This is a genomic window from Leifsonia sp. KNZ12-8B (assembly GCF_056755495.1).
Genome location: NZ_JBPGXM010000071.1, coordinates 1 through 19,085, shown reverse-complemented (window position 1 = coordinate 19,085; position 19,085 = coordinate 1). Strand labels below are relative to the sequence as shown.

Sequence of the window (19,085 nt, the reverse complement as noted above, 5' to 3'; positions counted from 1 at the left end):
GCCCGCGCCCGCCCGCGGAGTCGTGCGGCGTTGCGGCCTGCGGCGTCGAGTCGCGGCCTGTGGGCACGACTCGGCGCGGGCCCCCCCATCCGCGCCCCATTCGGCGGGGGGGGGCGCCGCCGCGGGCGGGGCCGCCGGAGCCGGCGGCCGGTCGTAGCCCTGGGGACGCTTCACCGGCTACCCGCGCACGCGACGGAGCGAGTCCAGGAGCTGGGGCACGATGCGGTAGACGTCGCCGCAGCCGAGGGTGATGACGAAGTCGCCCTCGCGGGCGATCTCGGCCGTGTGGTCGGCCGCCTGCTGCCAGTCGGCGATGAAGGCGACGTTCTCGGGGTGCTCGAAGCGCTCGGCGACGAGGGCGCCGGTGACGCCGGGCTCCGGGTCCTCGCGGGCGCCGTACACGTCGAGCACGACGGTCTCGTCGGCGTAGCGCTCGAGGGTCTCCGCGAACTCCTTGGCGAACAGGCGCGTGCGGCTGTACAGGTGCGGCTGGTGCACCGCGATGATGCGGCCCTCCCCCACGACCGTGCGGGCGGCGGAGAGGGCGGCGGCGACCTCGGTCGGGTGGTGCGCGTAGTCGTCGTAGACGCTCACGCCGCCGACGGTGCCGTGCAGCTCGAACCGGCGCTCGGTGCCGCCGAACTCCGTGATCGCGGCGAGCGACGCCGCCGGGTCGAAGCCGAGACCGGTCAGGACGGCGAACGCGCCGGCCGCGTTGATCGCGTTGTGCCGGCCGGGCACCCGCAGCCGGGCGGGGTAGTCCTGCCCGTCGAAGGTCAGGGTGAAGGCGACCGGGCCGTCCGTGACGACGGAGTGGACGCGCACGTCGGCGCTGTCGGCCTCGCCGAACGTCACGATGCGCTTGTCCGGCGCCTGCTCGCGGAGGCGGTTCGTCACGTGCACCGCGCCTGGGTCGTCGGAGGAGACGACCACGAGCTCGTTCGCCTCGCGGGCGAAGGTGACGAAGGCGTCCTCGAACGCCGCCAGCGACCCGTAGTGGTCGAGGTGGTCGGGGTCGACGTTGGTGATGAGGGCGACCGCGGTGTCGTACAGCAGGAACGAGCCGTCCGACTCGTCCGCCTCCACCACGAACAGCTCGCCGTCGCCCGCTTGTGAGCTCGTGCCGAGGGAGGCGATGACGCCGCCGTTGACGAAGCTCGGGTCCTCGCCGAGGCCCAGCAGGCCGGTGACGATCATGCCGGTGGAGGTCGTCTTGCCGTGCGCGCCGGCGACCGCGACGAGGCGCTTGCGGTTGATCAGCCAGGCGAGCGCCTGCGACCGGTGCAGCACCGGGAGGCCGTTCGCGAGGGCGAGCTGGTACTCGGGGTTGTCCTGCCACAGCGCACCGGTGACGACCAGCGTGTCGGCGTCGCCGACGTTGGCCGCGTCGTGGCCGATCGCGATGGTCGCGCCGAGGTCGCGCAGCGTGTCGATGTTGGCCGAGTGCCGGACGTCCGAGCCGGTGACGGTGTAGCCGGCCTGGAGGAACAGGCGTGCGATGCCGCTCATGCCCGAGCCGCCGATGCCGACGAAGTGCAGTCGGCCGAGCTCCTCGGGGAGCGGCATGGAGAGGTCGGGTTTGATCGTCACAGGTACTGCCTTCGGTCGGTGCGGTCGGGCTCCATCAGGGCTCAGTCCATTCTCACACGGCGTCAGGCGGAGCCCGCGGAGGAGGGGCCCGGCGCGGAGGAGCCCGGCACTGAGGAGCCCAGCGCGTCGTGGATCAGCGCCACCATCCGGTCGGAGCCGTCGCGCACGCCGGCGCTCGCGGCCCGCTCCCCCATCGCGGCGACGCGGGTGCGGTCGGCCAGCAGCGGCAGCAGCTCGCTGTCGACCCAGCCGGGCAGGAACGCGGCGTCGTCGACGAGGATGCCGCCTCCTGCCTCCACGACGCCCGCGGCGTTGAAGCGCTGCTCGCCGTTGCCGATCGGGAACGGGACGTAGACGGCGGGGATGCCGAGGGCCGCGAACTCCGAGACGGTCGCGGCGCCCGCCCGCGCGACGGCGACGTCGGTCAGGGCGAAGGCGAGGTCCATCCGGTCGCAGTAGTCGAGCAGACGGTAGTGCTCGATGCCGGGGTCGCTCAGCTCGCCGCGACCGCCCTGGATGTGCAGCACCTGCCAGCCGGCGGCGGTCAGCTCCCGCGCGCGTTCGGCGATGGTGCCGTTCAGCCGGCGGGCGCCCAGCGAGCCGCCGGTGACGAGGAGGGTCGGCCGGTCGTCCGCGAGACCGAACGCGGTCAGCGCCTCCGGCCGGGCGGCGACGCGGTCCAGCTGCTCGATCTCCACCCGCAGCGGCATGCCGACGAAGCGCGCGTGCCGCAACCGGGTGCCCTCGAAGGCGACTCCGACCCACGGCGTGTAGCGGGCGCCGAGGCGGTTCGCGAGTCCGGGACGCGCGTTCGCCTCGTGCAGCACCAGCGGGATCCTCTCGGCGCGTGCCGCGGAGTACGCGGGCGCCGAGGCGTAGCCGCCGAAGCCGACCACGACGTCGATGCCGCGCTCGCGGATGAGCGAGCGCACGGTACGGATCGACCGGCGGTACTCGCCGGGGAACCGCAGCGCAGCACCGTTGGGGCGGCGCGGGAACGGCAGCTTGGGGATGGTCGCGAGTTCGTAGCCGCGCGCGGGGACGAGCCGCGCCTCCAGCCCCTCCTTCGTGCCGAGGACGACGATCTCGGCGTCCGGCTCGTCGCGGCGGAGGCGGTCGGCCACGGCCAGCAGCGGGTTCACATGGCCGGCGGTGCCGCCGCCGGCCAGGAGGTAGCGGGTCACTGCACGGCCCCCTGGTCGAGCCCCTTGGCACGACGGGCGTCCTTGGAGGACTGGCGGGCGAAGGACAGCACGATACCGATGGCGACCATGGAGAAGATGATGGCAGTCCCTCCCCTGGAGATCAGTGGGAGCGGGACGCCGAGCACCGGGATGACGCCCAGCACCACGGCGATGTTGACGAATGCCTGACCGATGATCCAGACCATGACGGCCGCGGTCGTCACCCGTGGGAACAGGTCCGTGGAGGCGTGGATGATGCGCAGGAACATGACCGCGAGCAGCACGAACAGCAGCAGCACGACGACGGCGCCGATCAGCCCCAGCTCCTCCCCGATGATCGCGAAGATGAAGTCGGTGTCGGCGGCAGGGAGCCAGGACCACTTCGAGTGCGAGTTGCCGAGGCCGACGCCGAACACACCGCCGGACGCGAGGGCGTAGAAGCCGTTGTCGATCTGCCAGTTGACGTCCGGGTTGGCCGCGCTCGTGCCGCCGAACATGGCGGCGATGCGCCCCAGCCGGCTCGCGCTCGAGATGGCGACGAAGAACGCGAGCACCGCGACCGCCGCGATGCCGGTGAGGAGGTAGCGGAGGCGCACGCCGGCGAAGTACAGCCCGCCGAGCACGATGCCGGCCATGATCATCGTCGTCCCGAGGTCGCCGCCGAGCAGGACCAGGCCGATGGCGCCTCCCGCGACCGGGAGGACCGGGACGACGACGTGCCGCCAGTCGTCGAGCATGTCCTTCTTGCGCGAGAGCACGACGCCGAGCCAGACCACGAGCGCGAGCTTGATCGCCTCGGACGGCTGGACGGAGAACCCGCCGATCCGCAACCAGTTGCGGTTGCCGCCGATCTCGACGCCGAGCGGCGTCAGCAGCACGAGCACCTGCAGGAAGCAGGCCCCGGCGAGCAGGAACCAGATCGTCCGCCGCCAGAACATCAGCGGCAGGCGCGACACCAGGAACATCAGCGGCAGACCGACGAGCGCATAGGCGCCCTGCGACCAGAAGGCCGCGAAGAAGTTGTTGCTGTCGTTGTGCGACTCCACCGCCGAGCTCGACAGCACCATGACCAGTCCGAAGACGACCATGAACAGCGTCGTGCCGGCCAGCAGGAAGTAGTTCGCCGACTCGGAGGAGACGGACCGGCCTAGGGAGATCCGGGCGGTCAGCCCGGCGAGACGCGAGCGGTCGGCCGCGGGATCCTGCGGCGCCCGGTCAGTCCGCGTCGGGACGCGAGGCGGGCTCGTCGTCATCCGCCTCACCTCCCAAGAACTCGTTGACGGCCGCCTGGAAGAGGCGCCCTCGCTCCGCGTAATCGGCGAACTGGTCCATCGACGCCGCCGCGGGCGCCAGCAGGACCGTGTCGCCCTCGCGGGCGAGTCCGCCGGCCAGACGCACCGCCGTCGGCATGACCCTCTCAGTCTCGTCGGCCTCCACCTCGAGCACCGGCAGCCCGGGCGCGTGTCGCCGGAATGCCGCGAGCACGGCCTCCCGGTCCGTCCCGATCAGCACGGCACCGCGCAGCCGCTCGACGTGCGCGGCCACCAGGGCGTCGATGTCGACGCCCTTGAGCAGTCCGCCCAGCACCCACACCACCGAGGGGTAGGCGCGCAGGGAGGCGTCGGCCGCGTGCGGGTTGGTCGCCTTGGAGTCGTCGACCCAGCTCACCCCGCCCTCGACCCGGACGACCTCGATGCGGTGCGCGTCGAGCCGGAACGCGGTCAGCACGTCGCGGACGGTCTGCGGCTCGACGCCGTACGAGCGGGCGAGAGCACTGGCGGCGAGGATGTTCGCGACCACGTGCGGCGCGGCGAGGCCCGCCTCGCGCAGCTCGTCGAGGGTCGTCAACTCCAGGGCGCTGGTGAAGCGGTCGTCGAGGAAGGCGCGGTCGCACAGGATGCCGTCGACGATCCCGAAGTCGCTCGGGCCGGGGACGTCGAGGCCGAAGCCGATGGCGCGCGCGCCATCGACGACCTCCGCCTCCTCGACCATCCGGAGCGTCGCCTTGTCGGCGCGGTTGTACACGCAGGCGACCCGGGTGTTGTCGTAGACCTTGGCCTTCGCCGCGGTGTACGCCTCCAGCGAGCCGTGCCAGTCGAGGTGGTCGTCGGCGATGTTGAGGCACGCGGCGGAGAACGGCGAGAGCGCGCCCTCCTGGTTCCGGTTCACCCAGTGCAGCTGGTAGCTGGAGAGCTCAACCACGAGCACGTCGAACCCCTCGGGGTCGCGGATCGCGTCGAGGACGGGGACCCCGATGTTGCCGCACGGCGCCACCCGGCGGCCGTCCGCGAGCAGCATCGTCGCGGTGAGCTGCACGGTCGTGGTCTTGCCGTTGGTGCCGGTGACGCAGATCCAGTCAGCAGGGCCCTCGGCGCCGTCCGGCCGGGCGACCTTGTCGCGCAGCCGCCAGGCCAGTTCGATGTCGCCCCAGACCGCGGTGCCGCGCTCCTGCGCCCAGAGCAGCAGCGGGTGGTCCCAGTGGAAGCCGGGAGACACGATCACGAGCTCGGGGTCGAAGGCGGTCAGCCGCTCCGGCGGGGTGGAGAGGTCCGGCTGCTCCACGAGCTCGGCGCCGATGACCTCCAGCAGCATCGCCCGCTCGCTGTCGGCCTTCGCGGCGACGACGAGCACCTCCGCGCCCAGCTCGGCCAGGGTGTCGGCGACCGAGAACCCGGTCACGCCCAGGCCGTAGACGGCGACCCGCAGGCCCCGCCAGTCGGCGTGCCAGCTGGTCAGGCCGGCGAGACGCCCGGCCACGTCGGATGCGGAGCTCATGTTGCCAGCCATTCGAGGTAGAAGGAGCCGACGCCGGCCGCGACGAGCAGGCCGCCGATGATCCAGAAGCGCACGACGACCGTGACCTCGGCCCATCCCTTCAACTCGAAGTGATGATGGATGGGACTCATCAGGAAGATGCGTTTGCCGTGCGTGAGCTTGAAGTACGCCCGCTGCACGATCACCGACCCGGCCTCGATGACGAACAGGCCGCCGATGAGCACGAGCAGCAGCTCGGTGTGGCTGAGGATCGCCAGCGCGGCGACCGCGCCGCCGAGGGCCAGCGAACCGGTGTCGCCCAGGAAGATCTGCGCGGGCGAGGTGTTCCACCACAGGAAGCCGACCACGGCGCCCACGATCGCCGTCGCGACGATCGCGAGGTCGAACGGATCGCGCACCTCGTAGCACTTGGGCACGTTGGCCGGGTTGAGATTGATGCTCGCGCACGACTGGATCGACTGCCAGAAGCCGATGATGATGTACGCCCCGATGGCGAGGATGGAGGCGCCGGAGGCGAGCCCGTCGAGGCCGTCGGTCACGTTGACGCCGTTGGAGGCGGCGGCGACGATGAAGTTGATCCAGATCAGGTACAGGCCGTACCCGACGATGACTCCTATCGCGCCGAACTTCGTGATCGACATGAAGTCGATCGGCAGGTCGCGGATGAACGACACGCTCATGGTCGCCGGCGTGTACCCGTTGCCGTTCGGCCACATGATCGCCAGCAGCGCCCAGACGGTCGCCACGATCACCTGCCCGGCGACCTTCGCCCAGCCGGTGAGGCCGAGGCTGCGCTCGCGCCTGGTCTTGAGGAAGTCGTCGACGAACCCGACGACGCCGAGGCCCACCATGAGCAGGAGCACGAGCAGGGCGGAGACGCTGGTCTGGTCGCCGGTCAGCAGCAGCGCGACGAAGTAGCCGAACAGCGTGCCGAGGATGACGACGATGCCGCCCATGGTCGCGGTTCCGCGCTTGGCGTGGTGGCTCTGCGGGCCGTCGTCGCGGATGAACTGGCCCCACTGCAACCGGTGGAACAGCTTGATGAACAGGGGCGTCAGGAACAGTGTGAACGCCATCGCGAGCGCACCGGAGGTCAGCAGGGCTCTCACGAGAACAATTCTCCCAGTCGGTCGCCGAGGAAGCGCAGCCCCGCCGAGTTGGACGACTTCACCAGCACGGTGTCGCCGGTGCGCAGCGCGCCGGCGAGATACTCGTACGCCTCGTCCTGGGTGTCGAAGTAGAGGGACTCGCCATTCCACGAGCCCTCGTTGATGGCGGAGATGTGCATCCGGCGCGCGGCGGGGCCGACGATCACGAGCTGGTCGATGCCGAGCCGGACGGCGAGCAGGCCGATCCGGTCGTGCTCCTCGCCGGAGAACTCCCCCAGCTCGCTCATCTCGCCGAGGACGGCGACCGTGCGCGTCCCGGGCTCGGCGATCTGCGCGAGGGTCTTGATGGCGGCGGCCATGGAGTCGGGGCTCGCGTTGTAGGCGTCGTTGATGACGGTCACGCCGTCGCCGCCCATGACCTCCATCCGCCAGCGCTCCGCGCGCTGCACGGTCTGGAGCGCGGAGACGATGAGGTCGCCGTCGACGTCGAGCGTGAAGGCGGCCGCGGCGGCGGCCAGGGCGTTCCAGACGTGGTGCTCGCCGAGTACGCGGAACTGCACGGCGCGGGCGGAGCCGTCCGGCAGGTGCAGCGTGAACGACGTGCCGCGCGCGGTCGACGTGATGTCGGTGGCGCGCACCTCGGCGCGCTCGTCGGTGCCGAACCACAGCACGCGGGCGACGGTCTTGTCGGCCATCGTGGCCACGCGCGGGTCGTCGAGGTTGAGCACGGCCACGTCGGTGTCGAGCAGGTCGGTGACCATCTCGGTCTTGGCCGCGAGGGTCTTCTCGATCCCGCCGAACTCGCCGGCGTGGGCGAGGCCGACCTTCAGCACGATCCCGATGTCGGGCCGGGCCATGCGCACGAGGCGCGCGATCTCGCCGATGCCGCTGGCGCCCATCTCGGCGACGAGGAACTGCGTCTCCTCCGTCACCTGCAACATGGTCACGGGAGCCCCGACCTCGTTGTTGAAGGAGGCGCGCGGCGCGATCGTCGGGCCGACCTGCTCCAGGATCTCGCGCAGCAGGTTCTTGGTCGTCGTCTTGCCGTTGGAGCCGGTGACGCCGACAATCTTGAGCCGGCCCAGGGCCCGCACGCGGGCGATCACCTCGGTGGCGAGGTCGCCGAGCGCGACGACCGTGTCGTCGACCAGCAGCTGCGGCACCGGGAGGTCGAGCTCGTGGTCGACGACGACGAGCGCGGCCCCGGCCTCCGCCGCCTGCGGTGCGAAGAGGTGGCCGTCGGTGAACTCGCCCGGCTTGGCGAAGAAGATCGTGCCGGGCACGACCTCCCGCGAGTCGGTGGTGGACAGCCCGTCGACGACGGTCTCGGGCGTGGCGCCGGTGCCGTCGAGCAGCAGCCGGCCGCGGGTCGCGGCGGCGACCTCGGCGAGGGTCATCGCGATCATCTACAGCCACCCGGCCTCTCGCAGCGCCAGCCGCACGTCCTCGCGGGCGGAGTACGGGAGGCGCTGGCCCGCCACCTCCTGATAGTCCTCGTGCCCGGGGCCGGCGTACAGGACGACGTCGCCCTCGCCCGCCAGCGACAGCGCCGTGCGGAACGCGGCGCGCGGGTCCGGCACCTCGTACAGCTCCAGCTCGGGGACGGCCGAGCGCGCGCCCTCGAGGAGCGCGGCGCGGATCGCGGCCGGGTCCTCCCAGCGCGGGTGGAAGTCGGTGATGACCACGGCGTCCGAGCCGCGCGCGGCGATCGCGCCCATGTCGGTGCGCTTGGTGGTGTCGCGGTCGCCGTCGGCGCCGAACACCATGACGATCCGGCCATCGGTCACCTTGCGCAGCGCGCTGAGGGTGGAGAGGAAGGCGTCGGGGCTGTGGCCGTAGTCGATGAAGACGGTCGGTCCGCGGTCGCCCGAGAGGCGCTCGGCACGGCCGGGGATGTACGCGTCGATCCCGCCGTCGCGCTCCAGCGCGGCGCCGATGGCGTCGAGGTCGTAGCCCGACTCCACCAGCATCACGATCGCCAGTGCGGCGTTGCCCGCGTTGTACGCGCCGAGCAGCGGCACGCGCGTCTGGATGCGGCGGCCCTCCGGGCCCTCCAGGGCGAACGCGGTGTGGTCGATGGTCTCCTCGAGCACGGTCAGCGTCCACTCCGCGTCAGAGCCGGGCGAGCTGGAGAGGGTGGTCACAGGGATGCGCGACTGCTCCACGAGCGCACGACCCCAGTCGGAGTCCACTGTGACGACGCCGCGACGGGCGCGGTCCGGCTGGAACAGCTCGAGCTTGGCCTCGAAGTAGTCGTCCATCGCGGCGTAGTCGTCGAGGTGGTCGTGGCTGAGGTTCGTGAACCCGGCGACGTCGAACACGATCCCGTCGACGCGGTGGCGGCTGAGCGCCTGCGCGGACACCTCGACGGCGACGGCGCGGACGCGCTCCTCGCGCATGCGGGCGAGGAGCGCGTGCAGCTCGGTCGCCTCCGGCGTCGTCAGCTTGCTGGTGATCGCCGTGTCGCCGATCCGGCGCTCTGCCGTGGAGCTGAGGCCGGAGACGACGCCCAGCTGGCCGAGGATCGCGGTCAGCAGGTAGACGACGCTGGTCTTGCCGTTGGTGCCGGTGACGCCGAACAGCGTCGCCTCGTTCTCGTCGGTGCGGTAGATCCACGCGGCGACGGCGCCGAGGGCGGCGCGCGGGTCGGGCGTGACGATGATCGGGAGGCCCGCGTCGGCGGCGAGCTCCGCCCCCTCCTCGTCGGTCAGGACCGCGACGGCCCCGGCCTCCGTGGCGGAGACCGCGTAGCTCGCGCCGTGCGCGTTGCGGCCGGGCACGCCGACGTAGAGGTCGCCCGGCTCGACCGCCGAGCTGGAGAGCGCTGCGCCGGTCACCTCGACGGCGTCGAGGTCACCGCGCACGTCGAGCCCGAACTCCGCGACCAGCTGGGCGAGCGGACGGGCGACGGGATGCTCGGGGCGCAAAGAGGAGGGCGCCGGTCCTGTCACGGGGCTCACTTTCCTAGGGGTGGTTCTCAGTAGTAGGGCGGATAGTCGGCCGGACTGGAGGTCGACGGCTTCACCCGGTAGGTCTTCAGCACCTGGCTCATGATCGTGTGGAACAGCGGAGCGGCGGCTGCCGACGAAGTAATGGTAGTCGGGTATCCGAGGTTGACCGAAACGACGTACTGCGGATCGTCGACCGGCGCGACGCCCATCACCGACACGTAGTACGACGGCAGGTAGCCGCCCTTGCCATCCGGCTGCTGGGCCGTTCCGGTCTTCGCGGCGATGCGGTAGCCGGGGATCTGGAGCTGCTTGGCGAGGTCGCCGTCGGTGACGACGGACTCCATCATCCCGAGTGTCGTGGCGGCCGCCTGCGGGCTCACGACGGGCGTCGCCGTGGTGGACGGCACATCGGTCACGGTGCCGTCCGGGTGGGTGCACCCCTCGACCATGCTGAGCGGGATGCGCACGCCGCCGTTGGCCAGCGCCTGGTACGCGCCGACCATCTGCACCTGGGTCGTCGAGACGCCCTGGCCGAACATGGTCGCGTACTTCGTCTGGTCGTCCCACTCGGAGACGGGATGCAGGAGGCCGGACGACTGGCCGGGGTACGGCAGGCCGGTGTCCTCCCCGATCCCGAACTTCTTCAGGTAGTCGTAGCGGGTCTGGTCGCTGAGGGCCTTGCCGAGCTGCGACATGCCGGTGTTCGAGGAGCGCATGAGCACGCCGGTCAGGGTCAGCTGCTCGGGGTCGTGGTAGGCGGAGTCGTGCAGGTCGGCGCCGTTGCCCGACTTCCACTCGTACGGGGCGAGGACCGGGGAGGTCGGGCTCGCCTTGCCCTGGTCGATCAGCATCGCCGCGGTCAGCGCCTTGAACGTCGAGCCGGGCTCGCGCGGGTCGGTGAGCGACTGCAGGCGCCAGTACGACGGATCGGTCGAGTCGATGTCGTTCGGATCGAGGGCCGGCCACTGGGCGATCGCCTTGATCTTGCCGGTCTTGGCCTCGGCCACCGTCACGAAGCCGAACTTCGAGCCCGTGCCCGCCACCTGCTGGGCCAGCGTCTGCTCGGCGAACCACTGGAGGTCGCTGTCGATGGTGAGCTTGAGCGTGCCGCCGTCCTTCGCCTGCTTGGTGACGACCGTGCTGCCCGGGATGGCGACGTCGTCCGCGCCGCGCTGGTACGTCTCGACGCCGTTCTCACCGGCCAGGCAGCCGTTCTCGCTCTGCTCGAGGCCGCCGTTGCCCGCCTCGGACACGTAGCCGAGCAGGTTGCCCGCGACCGCGCCGTTCGGATAGCTGCGGGCCTGCGTCTTGGTGAACGTGAGCCACGGGTAGGGAAGGGCGTTCAGCTTGTCGAACGTGCCGACGTCCATCCCCGACTTGACGAGCACGTACTTCGACTTCGGGTCGTCCTTGAGCGCGGCGTCGAAGAGCGCGACCACCGCGTCGCCGCCCTGGCCGGTGATCGCGCCGATCTTCGCAGCGGCCTCGACCATCTTGTCCCGGCCGCCGGCGATCGCGTCGGAGGGCGACGCCTGCGCGGTGTACTTGTACACGGTCGTCGCGAGCACCGTGCCGTTGGCGTCGACGATGTTCCCCCGGTCGCCGTAGAGCGTCGTCGACTGCTCCTTCGCGTTCACCGACTGCTTCTGCAGCTCGTCGGCGCGCACGACCTGGATGTCGACCAGCTTGGCCCCGAGGATGCCGACCGTCGCCGCCACCGCCAGGACGGTGAGCGCCGTGCGCCGCCGCAGCATCTTCCGGTTCGCCATTACCCGTCCCGTCGTCGCTCGCCTGATGTCCGTGCCGTGTCGCTCAGTGCGTCACCGGGGTGGGCAACGCTCCCTCCAACGGTACGGTCGGAGCGGCCGGAGTCCCGGTCGCCGCACCCGTGGGTGTGGAATTCTCGCCCTGGCCGGTCGTCTGTGCAGGGTTCTGCGCCTGCTGGCCCGCGAGCGGCACCCCGCTCAGCAGCGAGTTGGGCACGAGGTTGCCCTGGCCGCCGGTGACCGTGCCTGCCGCGCCGCTCGCGGCGATCGGCGCGCCGAGCACGGCGCCGTCCGAGAGCCGCAGGTAGGCGGGGTTGCTGTTGCTGACCATGCCGAGCGCGTTCGCGTTGGCCGCGAGGTTCTGCGGGGAGGAGATGCGGCTGAGGTCCTCCGACGCCGCCTGCAGCGACCGCTGCAGGGTGGTCTGCTTCTGCTGCAGCGTGTCGAGCTGATAGGCGCCCTGCGAGATCCCGATGCTCAGCAGCAGCTGGGCCACCACGATCGTCAGCAGCGACGCGACGGCGACCACCGCGTACATGGCGCGGGGTCGAGCCCGGCGCTGCGCCCGCGTCGGGACCACCTCGAGGTGGCTGCGGCGCTCCTCTGCGGGCCGGGGCACGGGGTGCGACCCCAGCCAGGAGGGGCGACGTGCGATCGTTGCGGCCGTGCTGGTGCTCACGAGGCCCTCCTCACTCGTTCCGCCGCGCGCAGGCGCACCGGCGTGGCCCGCGGGTTGCGGGCCTTCTCGTCGTCGTCCGCCAGCTCGGCGCCGCGGATCAGCAGCTTCAGCTCTGGACGGTGCTCCGGCAGCTCCACCGGCAGTCCGGCCGGGGCGCTGGAGCTGGAGCGCGTCTGCAGCTCGCGCTTGACGATGCGGTCCTCGAGCGACTGGTACGCCTCCACCACGATGCGACCGCCGACGCGCAGGGCGTCGACGGCGGCCGGGATGGCGCGCTCCAGGACCGCCAGCTCCTGGTTGACCTCGATCCGCAGCGCTTGGAACACCCGCTTGGCCGGATGCCCTTGCCGCTGCTGGGCGGCCGGGGTCGCCTTCGTGATCAGGTCGACGAGCTGGCCGGAGCGCGTGAGCGGCCGGGCCTCCCTGGCCTCCACGATCCGCCGTGCGTAGCGTGCGGCGAGCTTCTCCTCGCCGTAGTCGCGGAAGATGCGGCGGAGGTCGGCCTCGCTGTACTCGGCCAGCACGACCTCGGCGGTCAGGTCGCTCGTGCCGTCCATCCGCATGTCGAGCGGGGCGTCCTTCGAGTACGAGAAGCCGCGCTCCACGCGGTCGAGCTGCAGGGACGAGACGCCGAGGTCGAACAGCACGCCGTCGGCCTCGTCGATGCCGAGTCCGTCGAGCGCCTCGCGGATGCCGTCGTAGACCGTGTGCACGAGGTGCACGCGGTCGCCGAACCGGGCGAGCCGCTCCCCCGCGATCGCGAGCGCCTCCTGATCGCGGTCGAGCCCGACGAGCGTGACGTCGGGGAAGCGCTCCAGGATGCCGGCGGAGTGGCCGCCCATGCCGAGGGTCGCGTCGACGAAGACGGCGCCTGGCCGCTGCAGGGCGGGTCCGAGCAGCTCGATGCACCGCTCGAGGAGGACCGGGGTGTGGATGTCGTCGTGCTCAGCCATGACAGATGGGGACGGGCTCCTGGTTCCGGATCCCCATCCATTCCGACCTGACACCGGGGAAGTGCGTCAGGGCGAATGGCTGGGAGTCCGGCGCCAGGCGCTAGAACAGTCCCGGGATCACCTCCTCCTCCGTGCTCGCGAACGCCGCCTCCTGCTCCGCCAGGTAGGTCTCCCAGGCCTGGGAGTCCCAGATCTCGGCACGGCTGCCCGCGCCGATCACGACCAGATCGCGATCCAGTCCCGCGTACGAGCGCAGCGCCGGGGGGACGGTCACCCGGTTCTGCTTGTCCGGGACCTCTGCGCTCGCCCCCGAGAGGAACACGCGCAGGTAGTCGCGGGCCTGCTTGCTCGTCACCGGCGCCTGGCGGATCTTCTCGTGCAGCGATTCGAACTCGCGCTGACTGAAGACGTAGACGCAGTGCTCCTGGCCGCGGGTGAGGACGAGACCGGACGCGAGCTCATCCCGGAATTTGGCCGGCAGGATGACGCGCCCCTTCTCGTCGAGCTTGGGGGCATAGGTACCGAGGAACATCGGATCCTCCCCCACTCTCCCGGCCCAGGTTGCGGTGTGCCTCCACTTTACTCCACTTTCGACCACGATCTCGAGACATCGGGCCCGATTGCCCCGAAATGGGGACGAACAACCGCGGAAAGACGCGGAAGTACGAGGTGGAGGAAAATGGAGGGCCGGGCGCGTCCCAGGGAGGAACGCGGGCATGAAAAAAGGGCCGATCGATTCGATCGGCCCTGCGTGGGGAGGAAGGTGGAGGGACTAGTGCTCGCCGTCCTGGCGCTTGTCCCAGCGGTCGTTCATGCGGTCCATGAAGCCGGACTGACCGCCGCGGCCCGCCTTGGCGGGACGGGAGGAGGGCGTCGCGTCGTCGAGCGAGACGCGTTTGCCCGGGGCGATCGCCACCAGCACGCCCGCGAACATCACGACGAAGCCGAGGATGCCGACGATGGGCTGCTGCACGAAGACGCCGGTCACCAGGACGCCGACGCCGATGACGGCGATCAGCACACCGAGGACGATCGAACGGTATGCGGGCCGTGCCCGCTTGCCCCCGACCTTGGCGACGAAGTCGGCGTCGTTCTGATAGAGGCTGCGCTCCATCTCTTCGAGGAGGCGCTGCTCATGTTCCGAAAGCGGCATCCGTTTCCCCCTCTTTCTTGGCGGGTCCGGGGCGGTGTGTGGCTGATTCTAGTCTGGCCGGTCTGGCTAGGCTAGGCGTGTGTCAGAAAGCATCCGATTCGTCGACCTCATCCAGTCCAGAATCGATGGGTTCCTCGATGCGCGCGCCTCCATTCTCGTCTCCATCGCCGACGAGCTCTCGCCGATCGCGGCGTTCTCAAGGGATTTTCTCAGCGGCGGCAAGCGGTTCAGGGCCCTGTTCTGCTTCTGGGGCTGGCAGGCGGTGCGCACAGCGGGCGATGACGCCGACGACGCGCCGGTGCTCGCCGGCGGTCCCCTGGACGCTGTGGTCTCGGTCGCGGCGGCGCTGGAGCTGTTCCACGCGGCGGCGCTCGTCCACGACGACCTGATCGACAACTCCGACACGCGCCGCGGCAGGCCATCGGCGCACCGCCGGTTCCAGACGCTCCACGACCAGGAGGGCTGGCAGGGGTCCGGCGAGGCGTTCGGGCTCGGCGCCGCCACCCTGCTGGGCGACCTGCTGCTCATCCTCAGCGACGAGCTCTTCGACGAGGGCCTGCAGCAGCTCGTCAGCCCGGCGGCCCGTCGCGCGGCCCGCGCCGAGTTCAACCGGATGCGGATCGACGTGACCGCCGGCCAGTACCTCGACATCTTCGAGGAGATCGGCTGGGCCGGCCGCCCGGACGCCGACCAGCTGGCCCGCGCCGAGCGCGTCATCGTCTACAAGTCGGCCAAGTACAGCATCGAGTCGCCGCTGCTGATCGGCGCGAGCATGGCAGGGGCAACGATCGGCCAGCTGGAGGCGCTGCGCGCGTTCGGCCTGCCGCTCGGCATCGCGTACCAGCTGCGCGACGACCTGCTCGGCGTGTTCGGCGACGCCGAGGTCACCGGCAAGCCGAGCGGCGACGACCTCCGCGAGGGCAAGCGGACCGTGCTGATCGCGCTCACCCGCGAGGCGATCCCCGCCGGCGCGCGGGCGGCCCTGGACGAGCTGCTCGGCGACCCCGACCTCACGCCGCAGCAGATCCAGACCCTCCAGATGACCATCCGGGAGTCCGGAGCCGTCGACACGGTCGAGCGCATGATCGCGCAGAACGTCGAGCGCGCGATCGCGGCGCTCGACGCCGCGCCGATCGGCGAGGCGGCGAAGGCGCACCTCCGCGACCTCGCGGTCACGGTCACACGGCGCAGCGCCTAGGCGAGCGCCTGCGCCACACGCCGCACCTCGGCCTTGCGGCCGGCGCGCAGCGCGTCGATGGGAGGGGCGCCGAGGCTCTCCTCCTCCTCGAGCAGCCAGTCGACGGCCTCGCCGTCGCTGAAGCCGGCATCGCCCAGCACGATGAGCGTGCCGTGCAGCTCGCTCAGCGGCTGGCCGTCCTTCAGGAAGACGGCGGGCACCTTGAGCACGCCGTCGATGCGCTTCGCCGCCAGGTGGCGGTCTTCGATGAGTCGGCGGACGCGGCTGACGCCGAGTCCGAGCTGGTCGACGAGATCCGGGATGGTGAGCCATTCGGTGGTGGCCTGGACGCGGTCGTTCACGCTTCAAGCGTGCCACGTTCCGGGGCGGGGGCAACCACCGGTCGATTGTTACGATCATGTTAACCCGTGTCACACGCGTCACGTTGGTTGACTCTGACCGCAGCCTGTGTCACGGTGGAGGCTCGCTGAGCAACACGAGGTGGGGGTCCCATGTCACTGGCCGACACCGCCGCAGCGGCGGACGACGAGCGAGGGAGGCGGCGCACGCGCGGCCGCCTCGGTACCGTTCCCATCGCGCTCGTGAGCTCGATCGCGGTGACGGTCGGCGTGCTCGCGCCCGCGACGCAGGCCCAGGCGCACGGCGCCGACCCGGCCGGGGAGAAGGGGCCGGAGACCGGGCCGCGGGCCGGGCAGCAGCCCGGCACCCCGCGCAGCACGATCCGCAGCGCCATTCCGGCCTCCGCTGCAACCACCTCCAGCGCCGCGACCTCCACCGCCGCCGCCCCGGCGACCTACCGCGTGCAGACCGGCGACACCGTCTCCGGCATCGCCGCCCGGTTCGGGATGTCGACGGCGAGCGTGCTCGCGCTCAACGGCCTCAGCTGGAAGAGCTTGATCTTCCCCGGGCAGGTGCTCGCCCTGTCCGGCGGCCAGGCACCCGCCGCGCCGCGACCCGCACCGGCCCCTGCCGCGCCCGCCACGACCAAGTACACCGTCGCGAAGGGCGACACCATCAGCGGGATCGCCGCGCGCTTCGGCGTGCCGACGAAGGCGGTGCTGAGCGTCAACGGGCTCGGCCCCTCCAGCCTGATCTTCCCCGGCCAGCAGGTGACCATCCCCGGCATGACGCAGGCCGCCGTGAACACCCCCGCTCCCGTCGCGCCCGCTCCGGTGGCCTCTGCGCCCGTGTCGGCGCCGGCCCCCGCGCCGACGCCCTCCATCGCTCCCGGCCAGGTGATCGCGCTCACCGACGAGATGCGGGCGAACGCCGCGCTCATCGTGCGCATCGGCCGCGAGTCCGGCGTGCCAGACCAGGGCATCGTCATCGCCCTCGCTGCGGCTGCGCAGGAGTCCGGGCTGCGGAACGTCCGCTACGGCGACCGCGACTCGCTCGGACTGTTCCAGCAGCGGCCGAGCACCGGCTGGGGCACCCCGGAGCAGGTGCTCGACGCCACCCGCGCGACCAGGGCCTTCTACGGCGGCGCCGGCAACCCCAACCCGGGGCGCACGCGCGGTCTCCTCGACATCCCGGGGTGGCAGGCCATGTCGGTCACCCAGGCCGCGCAGGCGGTGCAGCTCTCGGCCTTCCCCGACGCGTACGCGAAGTGGGAGCCCTCGGCGCGCGCGTGGCTCGCGCAGCTGGGCTGAGCGGAATGTCACAGCCCGGTCACAGCCGCGCAGCACACCGGTGTTTTGCAGGGATCGCGCGGGCCGCGTTCCCTAGACTCGACTCGTGACCACCAGCCAGACCGACCCGATGATCGGCCGTCTCATCGACGGCCGGTATCAGGTGCGCTCGCGCATCGCCCGGGGCGGCATGGCGACGGTCTACCTCGCCACCGATCTCCGCCTCGAACGACGCGTGGCGATCAAGATCATGCACGGGCACCTGGCCGACGACAGCACCTTCAAGAGCCGGTTCGTGCAGGAGGCGCGCTCGGCTGCGCGCCTGGCCCACCCCAACGTGGTGAACGTGTTCGACCAGGGCCAGGACTCCGACATGGCGTACCTCGTGATGGAGTACCTGCCGGGGATCACGCTGCGCGACCTGCTCAAGGACTACGGCCGGCTGACGCCCGAGCAGACCATCGACATCATGGAGGCCGTGCTGAGCGGCCTGGCCGCCGCGCACAAGGCGGGCATCGTCCACCGCGACCTCAAGCCCGAGAACGTCCTGCTCGCCGACGACGGCCGGATCAAGATCGGCGACTTCGGCCTGGCGCGCGCCGCCTCCGCGAACACCGCGACCGGGCAGGCGCTGCTCGGCACGATCGCGTACCTCTCCCCCGAGCTCGTCACCCGCGGCGTCGCCGACGCCCGCAGCGACATCTACGCGCTCGGCATCATGATGTACGAGATGCTCACCGGCCAGCAGCCGTTCCAGGGCGAGCAGCCGATGCAGATCGCCTACCAGCACGCCAACGACGCGGTGCCGGTCCCGAGCAGCAAGAACCCCGCCGTGCCCGCCGAACTCGACGAGCTCGTGCTCTGGGCGACCGAGAAGGACCCGGACCGCCGGCCCAAGGACGCGCGCGAGATGCTGGACCGGCTGATCGAGGCCGAGAAGTCCATCCGCGGCGAGGCCGCCCTCCAGCCCACGATGGTGCTCCCTCCCGCGTTCGACGTGGTCGACGGCGACACCCAGATCATCAACCCGGCGATCCGGCAGCAGGTCGCCGCGAACACGCCGTCGGCGGCCGACACCCTGACCGCGGCCGCCAAGCGCCGCCGGGGCAAGGGCTGGTGGCTGTTCGCGCTGATCATCCTGCTGGCCGGGGTGGCCGGAGGCACGGGCTGGTACTTCGGCGCCGGCCCCGGCTCGCTCGTCGACGTGCCCAACGTCGTGAACACGACGCCAGAGAAGGCGACGGCGACCCTCACCGATCTCGGCTTCACCGTCAAGAAGGCCGAGGAGTACAGCGTCACGGTCGCCGCCGGCATGGTGTCGAGCACCGACCCCGGCGCCGGCACGCCCGTCAACCGCGGCGGCCAGGTGACGCTGCGCGTCTCCCAGGGGCCGAAGCCGATCGAGCTGCCCGCCCTCGCCGGTCAGACGCTCGATGCGGCGACGGCCGCGATCACCGGCCACGGCGCCAAGGTGGGCGAGACCGCCGAGCAGTTCGACGGCAAGGTGCCCGCGGGCACGGTGCTCGCGGCGACCCGGGCGACCGACGGCAGCGACATCTCCGGCGGCGGCGGGTACTCCGAGGCCGCCACGGTCAACCTCGTGGTCTCGCTCGGCGCCATCCCCGACGTCTCCGGCAAGTCGGTCGAGGACGCGACCGCGACCCTCCGCGACGTGGGCCTGCTGGCGCAGTCCGGACCGGAGAGCTACAGCGACAGCATCGACAAGGGCGACGTCATCTCTGCCCAGCCGCAGACCGACCCGGTGCACAAGGGCGACACCCTCGTCCTCGAGATCTCGAAGGGGCCGGAGCCGGTCCCGGTGCCGGACGTGGTCGGCAAGACGTGGGACGTCGCCAAGAAGGCCCTGACCGACGCCGGCTTCACACTGAAGTACAGCGCGATCGCCGACGTGGCCCCTCCCGCCTTCGTCGTCGCCAAGGTGTCCCCGGGCGTGGGCGAGCAGGTCGCCAAGGGCTCCGAGATCACCGTCAACTTCGCCGGCTTCTGAGCCCGCTCGCTCCCCCACCCGTCCGCGTCCGCGCACACGCCACGAACCGCGAGGGGCGTCGTCCTGTCGCTACTGTCTCTTATACACATCT

At 71.3% G+C, this 19,085-nt stretch carries 16 protein-coding genes; 3 read left to right on the top strand and 13 right to left on the bottom strand.

Annotation, left to right across the window (positions count from 1 at the left end):
* Window positions 1-177: 177 nt before the first annotated feature.
* From murC to ACR9ZG_RS11580, 12 genes are all read right to left on the bottom strand, one after another.
* On the bottom strand, window positions 178-1,566 hold the full coding sequence (gene murC, locus ACR9ZG_RS11635) for a UDP-N-acetylmuramate--L-alanine ligase (protein ID WP_481284998.1): 1,389 nt from the start codon (window positions 1,564-1,566) through the stop codon (window positions 178-180).
* Between the two features lie 86 nt (window positions 1,567-1,652).
* Window positions 1,653-2,774, bottom strand: coding sequence for a UDP-N-acetylglucosamine--N-acetylmuramyl-(pentapeptide) pyrophosphoryl-undecaprenol N-acetylglucosamine transferase (locus ACR9ZG_RS11630; RefSeq protein WP_481284997.1), 1,122 nt, complete (start codon window positions 2,772-2,774; stop codon window positions 1,653-1,655).
* Complete coding sequence (gene ftsW / locus ACR9ZG_RS11625; RefSeq protein ID WP_481284996.1) at window positions 2,771-4,027, bottom strand: putative lipid II flippase FtsW; 1,257 nt, start codon at window positions 4,025-4,027, stop codon at window positions 2,771-2,773. The genes ACR9ZG_RS11630 and ftsW overlap by 4 nt, the downstream gene beginning before the upstream one ends.
* Entirely contained in the window at window positions 3,990-5,561 is a 1,572-nt protein-coding gene (murD, locus tag ACR9ZG_RS11620; RefSeq protein WP_481284995.1) for a UDP-N-acetylmuramoyl-L-alanine--D-glutamate ligase, read from the bottom strand. The genes ftsW and murD overlap by 38 nt, the downstream gene beginning before the upstream one ends.
* The gene (gene mraY, locus ACR9ZG_RS11615; RefSeq protein WP_481284994.1) at window positions 5,546-6,658 is read right to left on the bottom strand and encodes a phospho-N-acetylmuramoyl-pentapeptide-transferase; all 1,113 of its coding nucleotides are present in this window, start codon (window positions 6,656-6,658) and stop codon (window positions 5,546-5,548) included. Before mraY ends, murD begins: the two co-directional genes overlap by 16 nt.
* Window positions 6,655-8,064, bottom strand: coding sequence for a UDP-N-acetylmuramoyl-tripeptide--D-alanyl-D-alanine ligase (locus ACR9ZG_RS11610; protein ID WP_481284993.1), 1,410 nt, complete (start codon window positions 8,062-8,064; stop codon window positions 6,655-6,657). Before ACR9ZG_RS11610 ends, mraY begins: the two co-directional genes overlap by 4 nt.
* Entirely contained in the window at window positions 8,065-9,609 is a 1,545-nt protein-coding gene (locus ACR9ZG_RS11605) for a Mur ligase family protein (RefSeq protein ID WP_481284992.1), read from the bottom strand.
* A gap of 26 nt (window positions 9,610-9,635) precedes the next feature.
* Complete coding sequence (locus tag ACR9ZG_RS11600; protein ID WP_481284991.1) at window positions 9,636-11,378, bottom strand: peptidoglycan D,D-transpeptidase FtsI family protein; 1,743 nt, start codon at window positions 11,376-11,378, stop codon at window positions 9,636-9,638.
* Window positions 11,379-11,421: 43 nt separating this feature from the next.
* The gene (gene ftsL / locus ACR9ZG_RS11595; RefSeq protein ID WP_481284990.1) at window positions 11,422-12,054 is read right to left on the bottom strand and encodes a cell division protein FtsL; all 633 of its coding nucleotides are present in this window, start codon (window positions 12,052-12,054) and stop codon (window positions 11,422-11,424) included.
* Window positions 12,051-13,007: a 16S rRNA (cytosine(1402)-N(4))-methyltransferase RsmH gene (gene rsmH, locus ACR9ZG_RS11590; protein WP_481284989.1), complete on the bottom strand. Its 957-nt coding sequence runs from the start codon at window positions 13,005-13,007 to the stop codon at window positions 12,051-12,053. Before rsmH ends, ftsL begins: the two co-directional genes overlap by 4 nt.
* A gap of 100 nt (window positions 13,008-13,107) precedes the next feature.
* Entirely contained in the window at window positions 13,108-13,539 is a 432-nt protein-coding gene (gene mraZ / locus ACR9ZG_RS11585; RefSeq protein ID WP_301208174.1) for a division/cell wall cluster transcriptional repressor MraZ, read from the bottom strand.
* Window positions 13,540-13,779: 240 nt separating this feature from the next.
* Window positions 13,780-14,160: a DUF3040 domain-containing protein gene (locus ACR9ZG_RS11580; RefSeq protein WP_481284988.1), complete on the bottom strand. Its 381-nt coding sequence runs from the start codon at window positions 14,158-14,160 to the stop codon at window positions 13,780-13,782.
* Window positions 14,161-14,239: 79 nt separating this feature from the next.
* Here ACR9ZG_RS11580 and ACR9ZG_RS11575 point away from each other — a divergent pair, with 79 nt between their 5' ends.
* Entirely contained in the window at window positions 14,240-15,358 is a 1,119-nt protein-coding gene (locus ACR9ZG_RS11575) for a polyprenyl synthetase family protein (protein WP_481284987.1), read from the top strand.
* On the opposite strand, the gene ACR9ZG_RS11570 is transcribed toward ACR9ZG_RS11575, so the two are convergent.
* Entirely contained in the window at window positions 15,355-15,699 is a 345-nt protein-coding gene (locus ACR9ZG_RS11570; protein ID WP_481284986.1) for an Rv2175c family DNA-binding protein, read from the bottom strand. The genes ACR9ZG_RS11575 and ACR9ZG_RS11570 overlap by 4 nt on opposite strands.
* 150 nt (window positions 15,700-15,849) lie before the next feature.
* Here ACR9ZG_RS11570 and ACR9ZG_RS11565 point away from each other — a divergent pair, with 150 nt between their 5' ends.
* On the top strand, window positions 15,850-17,007 hold the full coding sequence (locus ACR9ZG_RS11565; RefSeq protein ID WP_481284985.1) for a LysM peptidoglycan-binding domain-containing protein: 1,158 nt from the start codon (window positions 15,850-15,852) through the stop codon (window positions 17,005-17,007).
* Between the two features lie 85 nt (window positions 17,008-17,092).
* On the top strand, window positions 17,093-18,994 hold the full coding sequence (gene pknB, locus ACR9ZG_RS11560) for a Stk1 family PASTA domain-containing Ser/Thr kinase (protein WP_481284984.1): 1,902 nt from the start codon (window positions 17,093-17,095) through the stop codon (window positions 18,992-18,994).
* Window positions 18,995-19,085 lie beyond the last annotated feature (91 nt).

Coding starts and splice junctions, on each gene's coding strand:
- murC (WP_481284998.1), bottom strand. CDS start 1,566: ATGCCGCTCCCCGAGGAGCTCGGCCGACTGCACTTCGTCGGCATCGGC.
- ftsW (WP_481284996.1), bottom strand. CDS start 4,027: ATGACGACGAGCCCGCCTCGCGTCCCGACGCGGACTGACCGGGCGCCG.
- murD (WP_481284995.1), bottom strand. CDS start 5,561: ATGGCTGGCAACATGAGCTCCGCATCCGACGTGGCCGGGCGTCTCGCC.
- ACR9ZG_RS11610 (WP_481284993.1), bottom strand. CDS start 8,064: ATGATCGCGATGACCCTCGCCGAGGTCGCCGCCGCGACCCGCGGCCGG.
- ACR9ZG_RS11600 (WP_481284991.1), bottom strand. CDS start 11,378: ATGGCGAACCGGAAGATGCTGCGGCGGCGCACGGCGCTCACCGTCCTG.
- rsmH (WP_481284989.1), bottom strand. CDS start 13,007: ATGGCTGAGCACGACGACATCCACACCCCGGTCCTCCTCGAGCGGTGC.
- mraZ (WP_301208174.1), bottom strand. CDS start 13,539: ATGTTCCTCGGTACCTATGCCCCCAAGCTCGACGAGAAGGGGCGCGTC.
- ACR9ZG_RS11580 (WP_481284988.1), bottom strand. CDS start 14,160: ATGCCGCTTTCGGAACATGAGCAGCGCCTCCTCGAAGAGATGGAGCGC.
- ACR9ZG_RS11565 (WP_481284985.1), top strand. CDS start 15,850: ATGTCACTGGCCGACACCGCCGCAGCGGCGGACGACGAGCGAGGGAGG.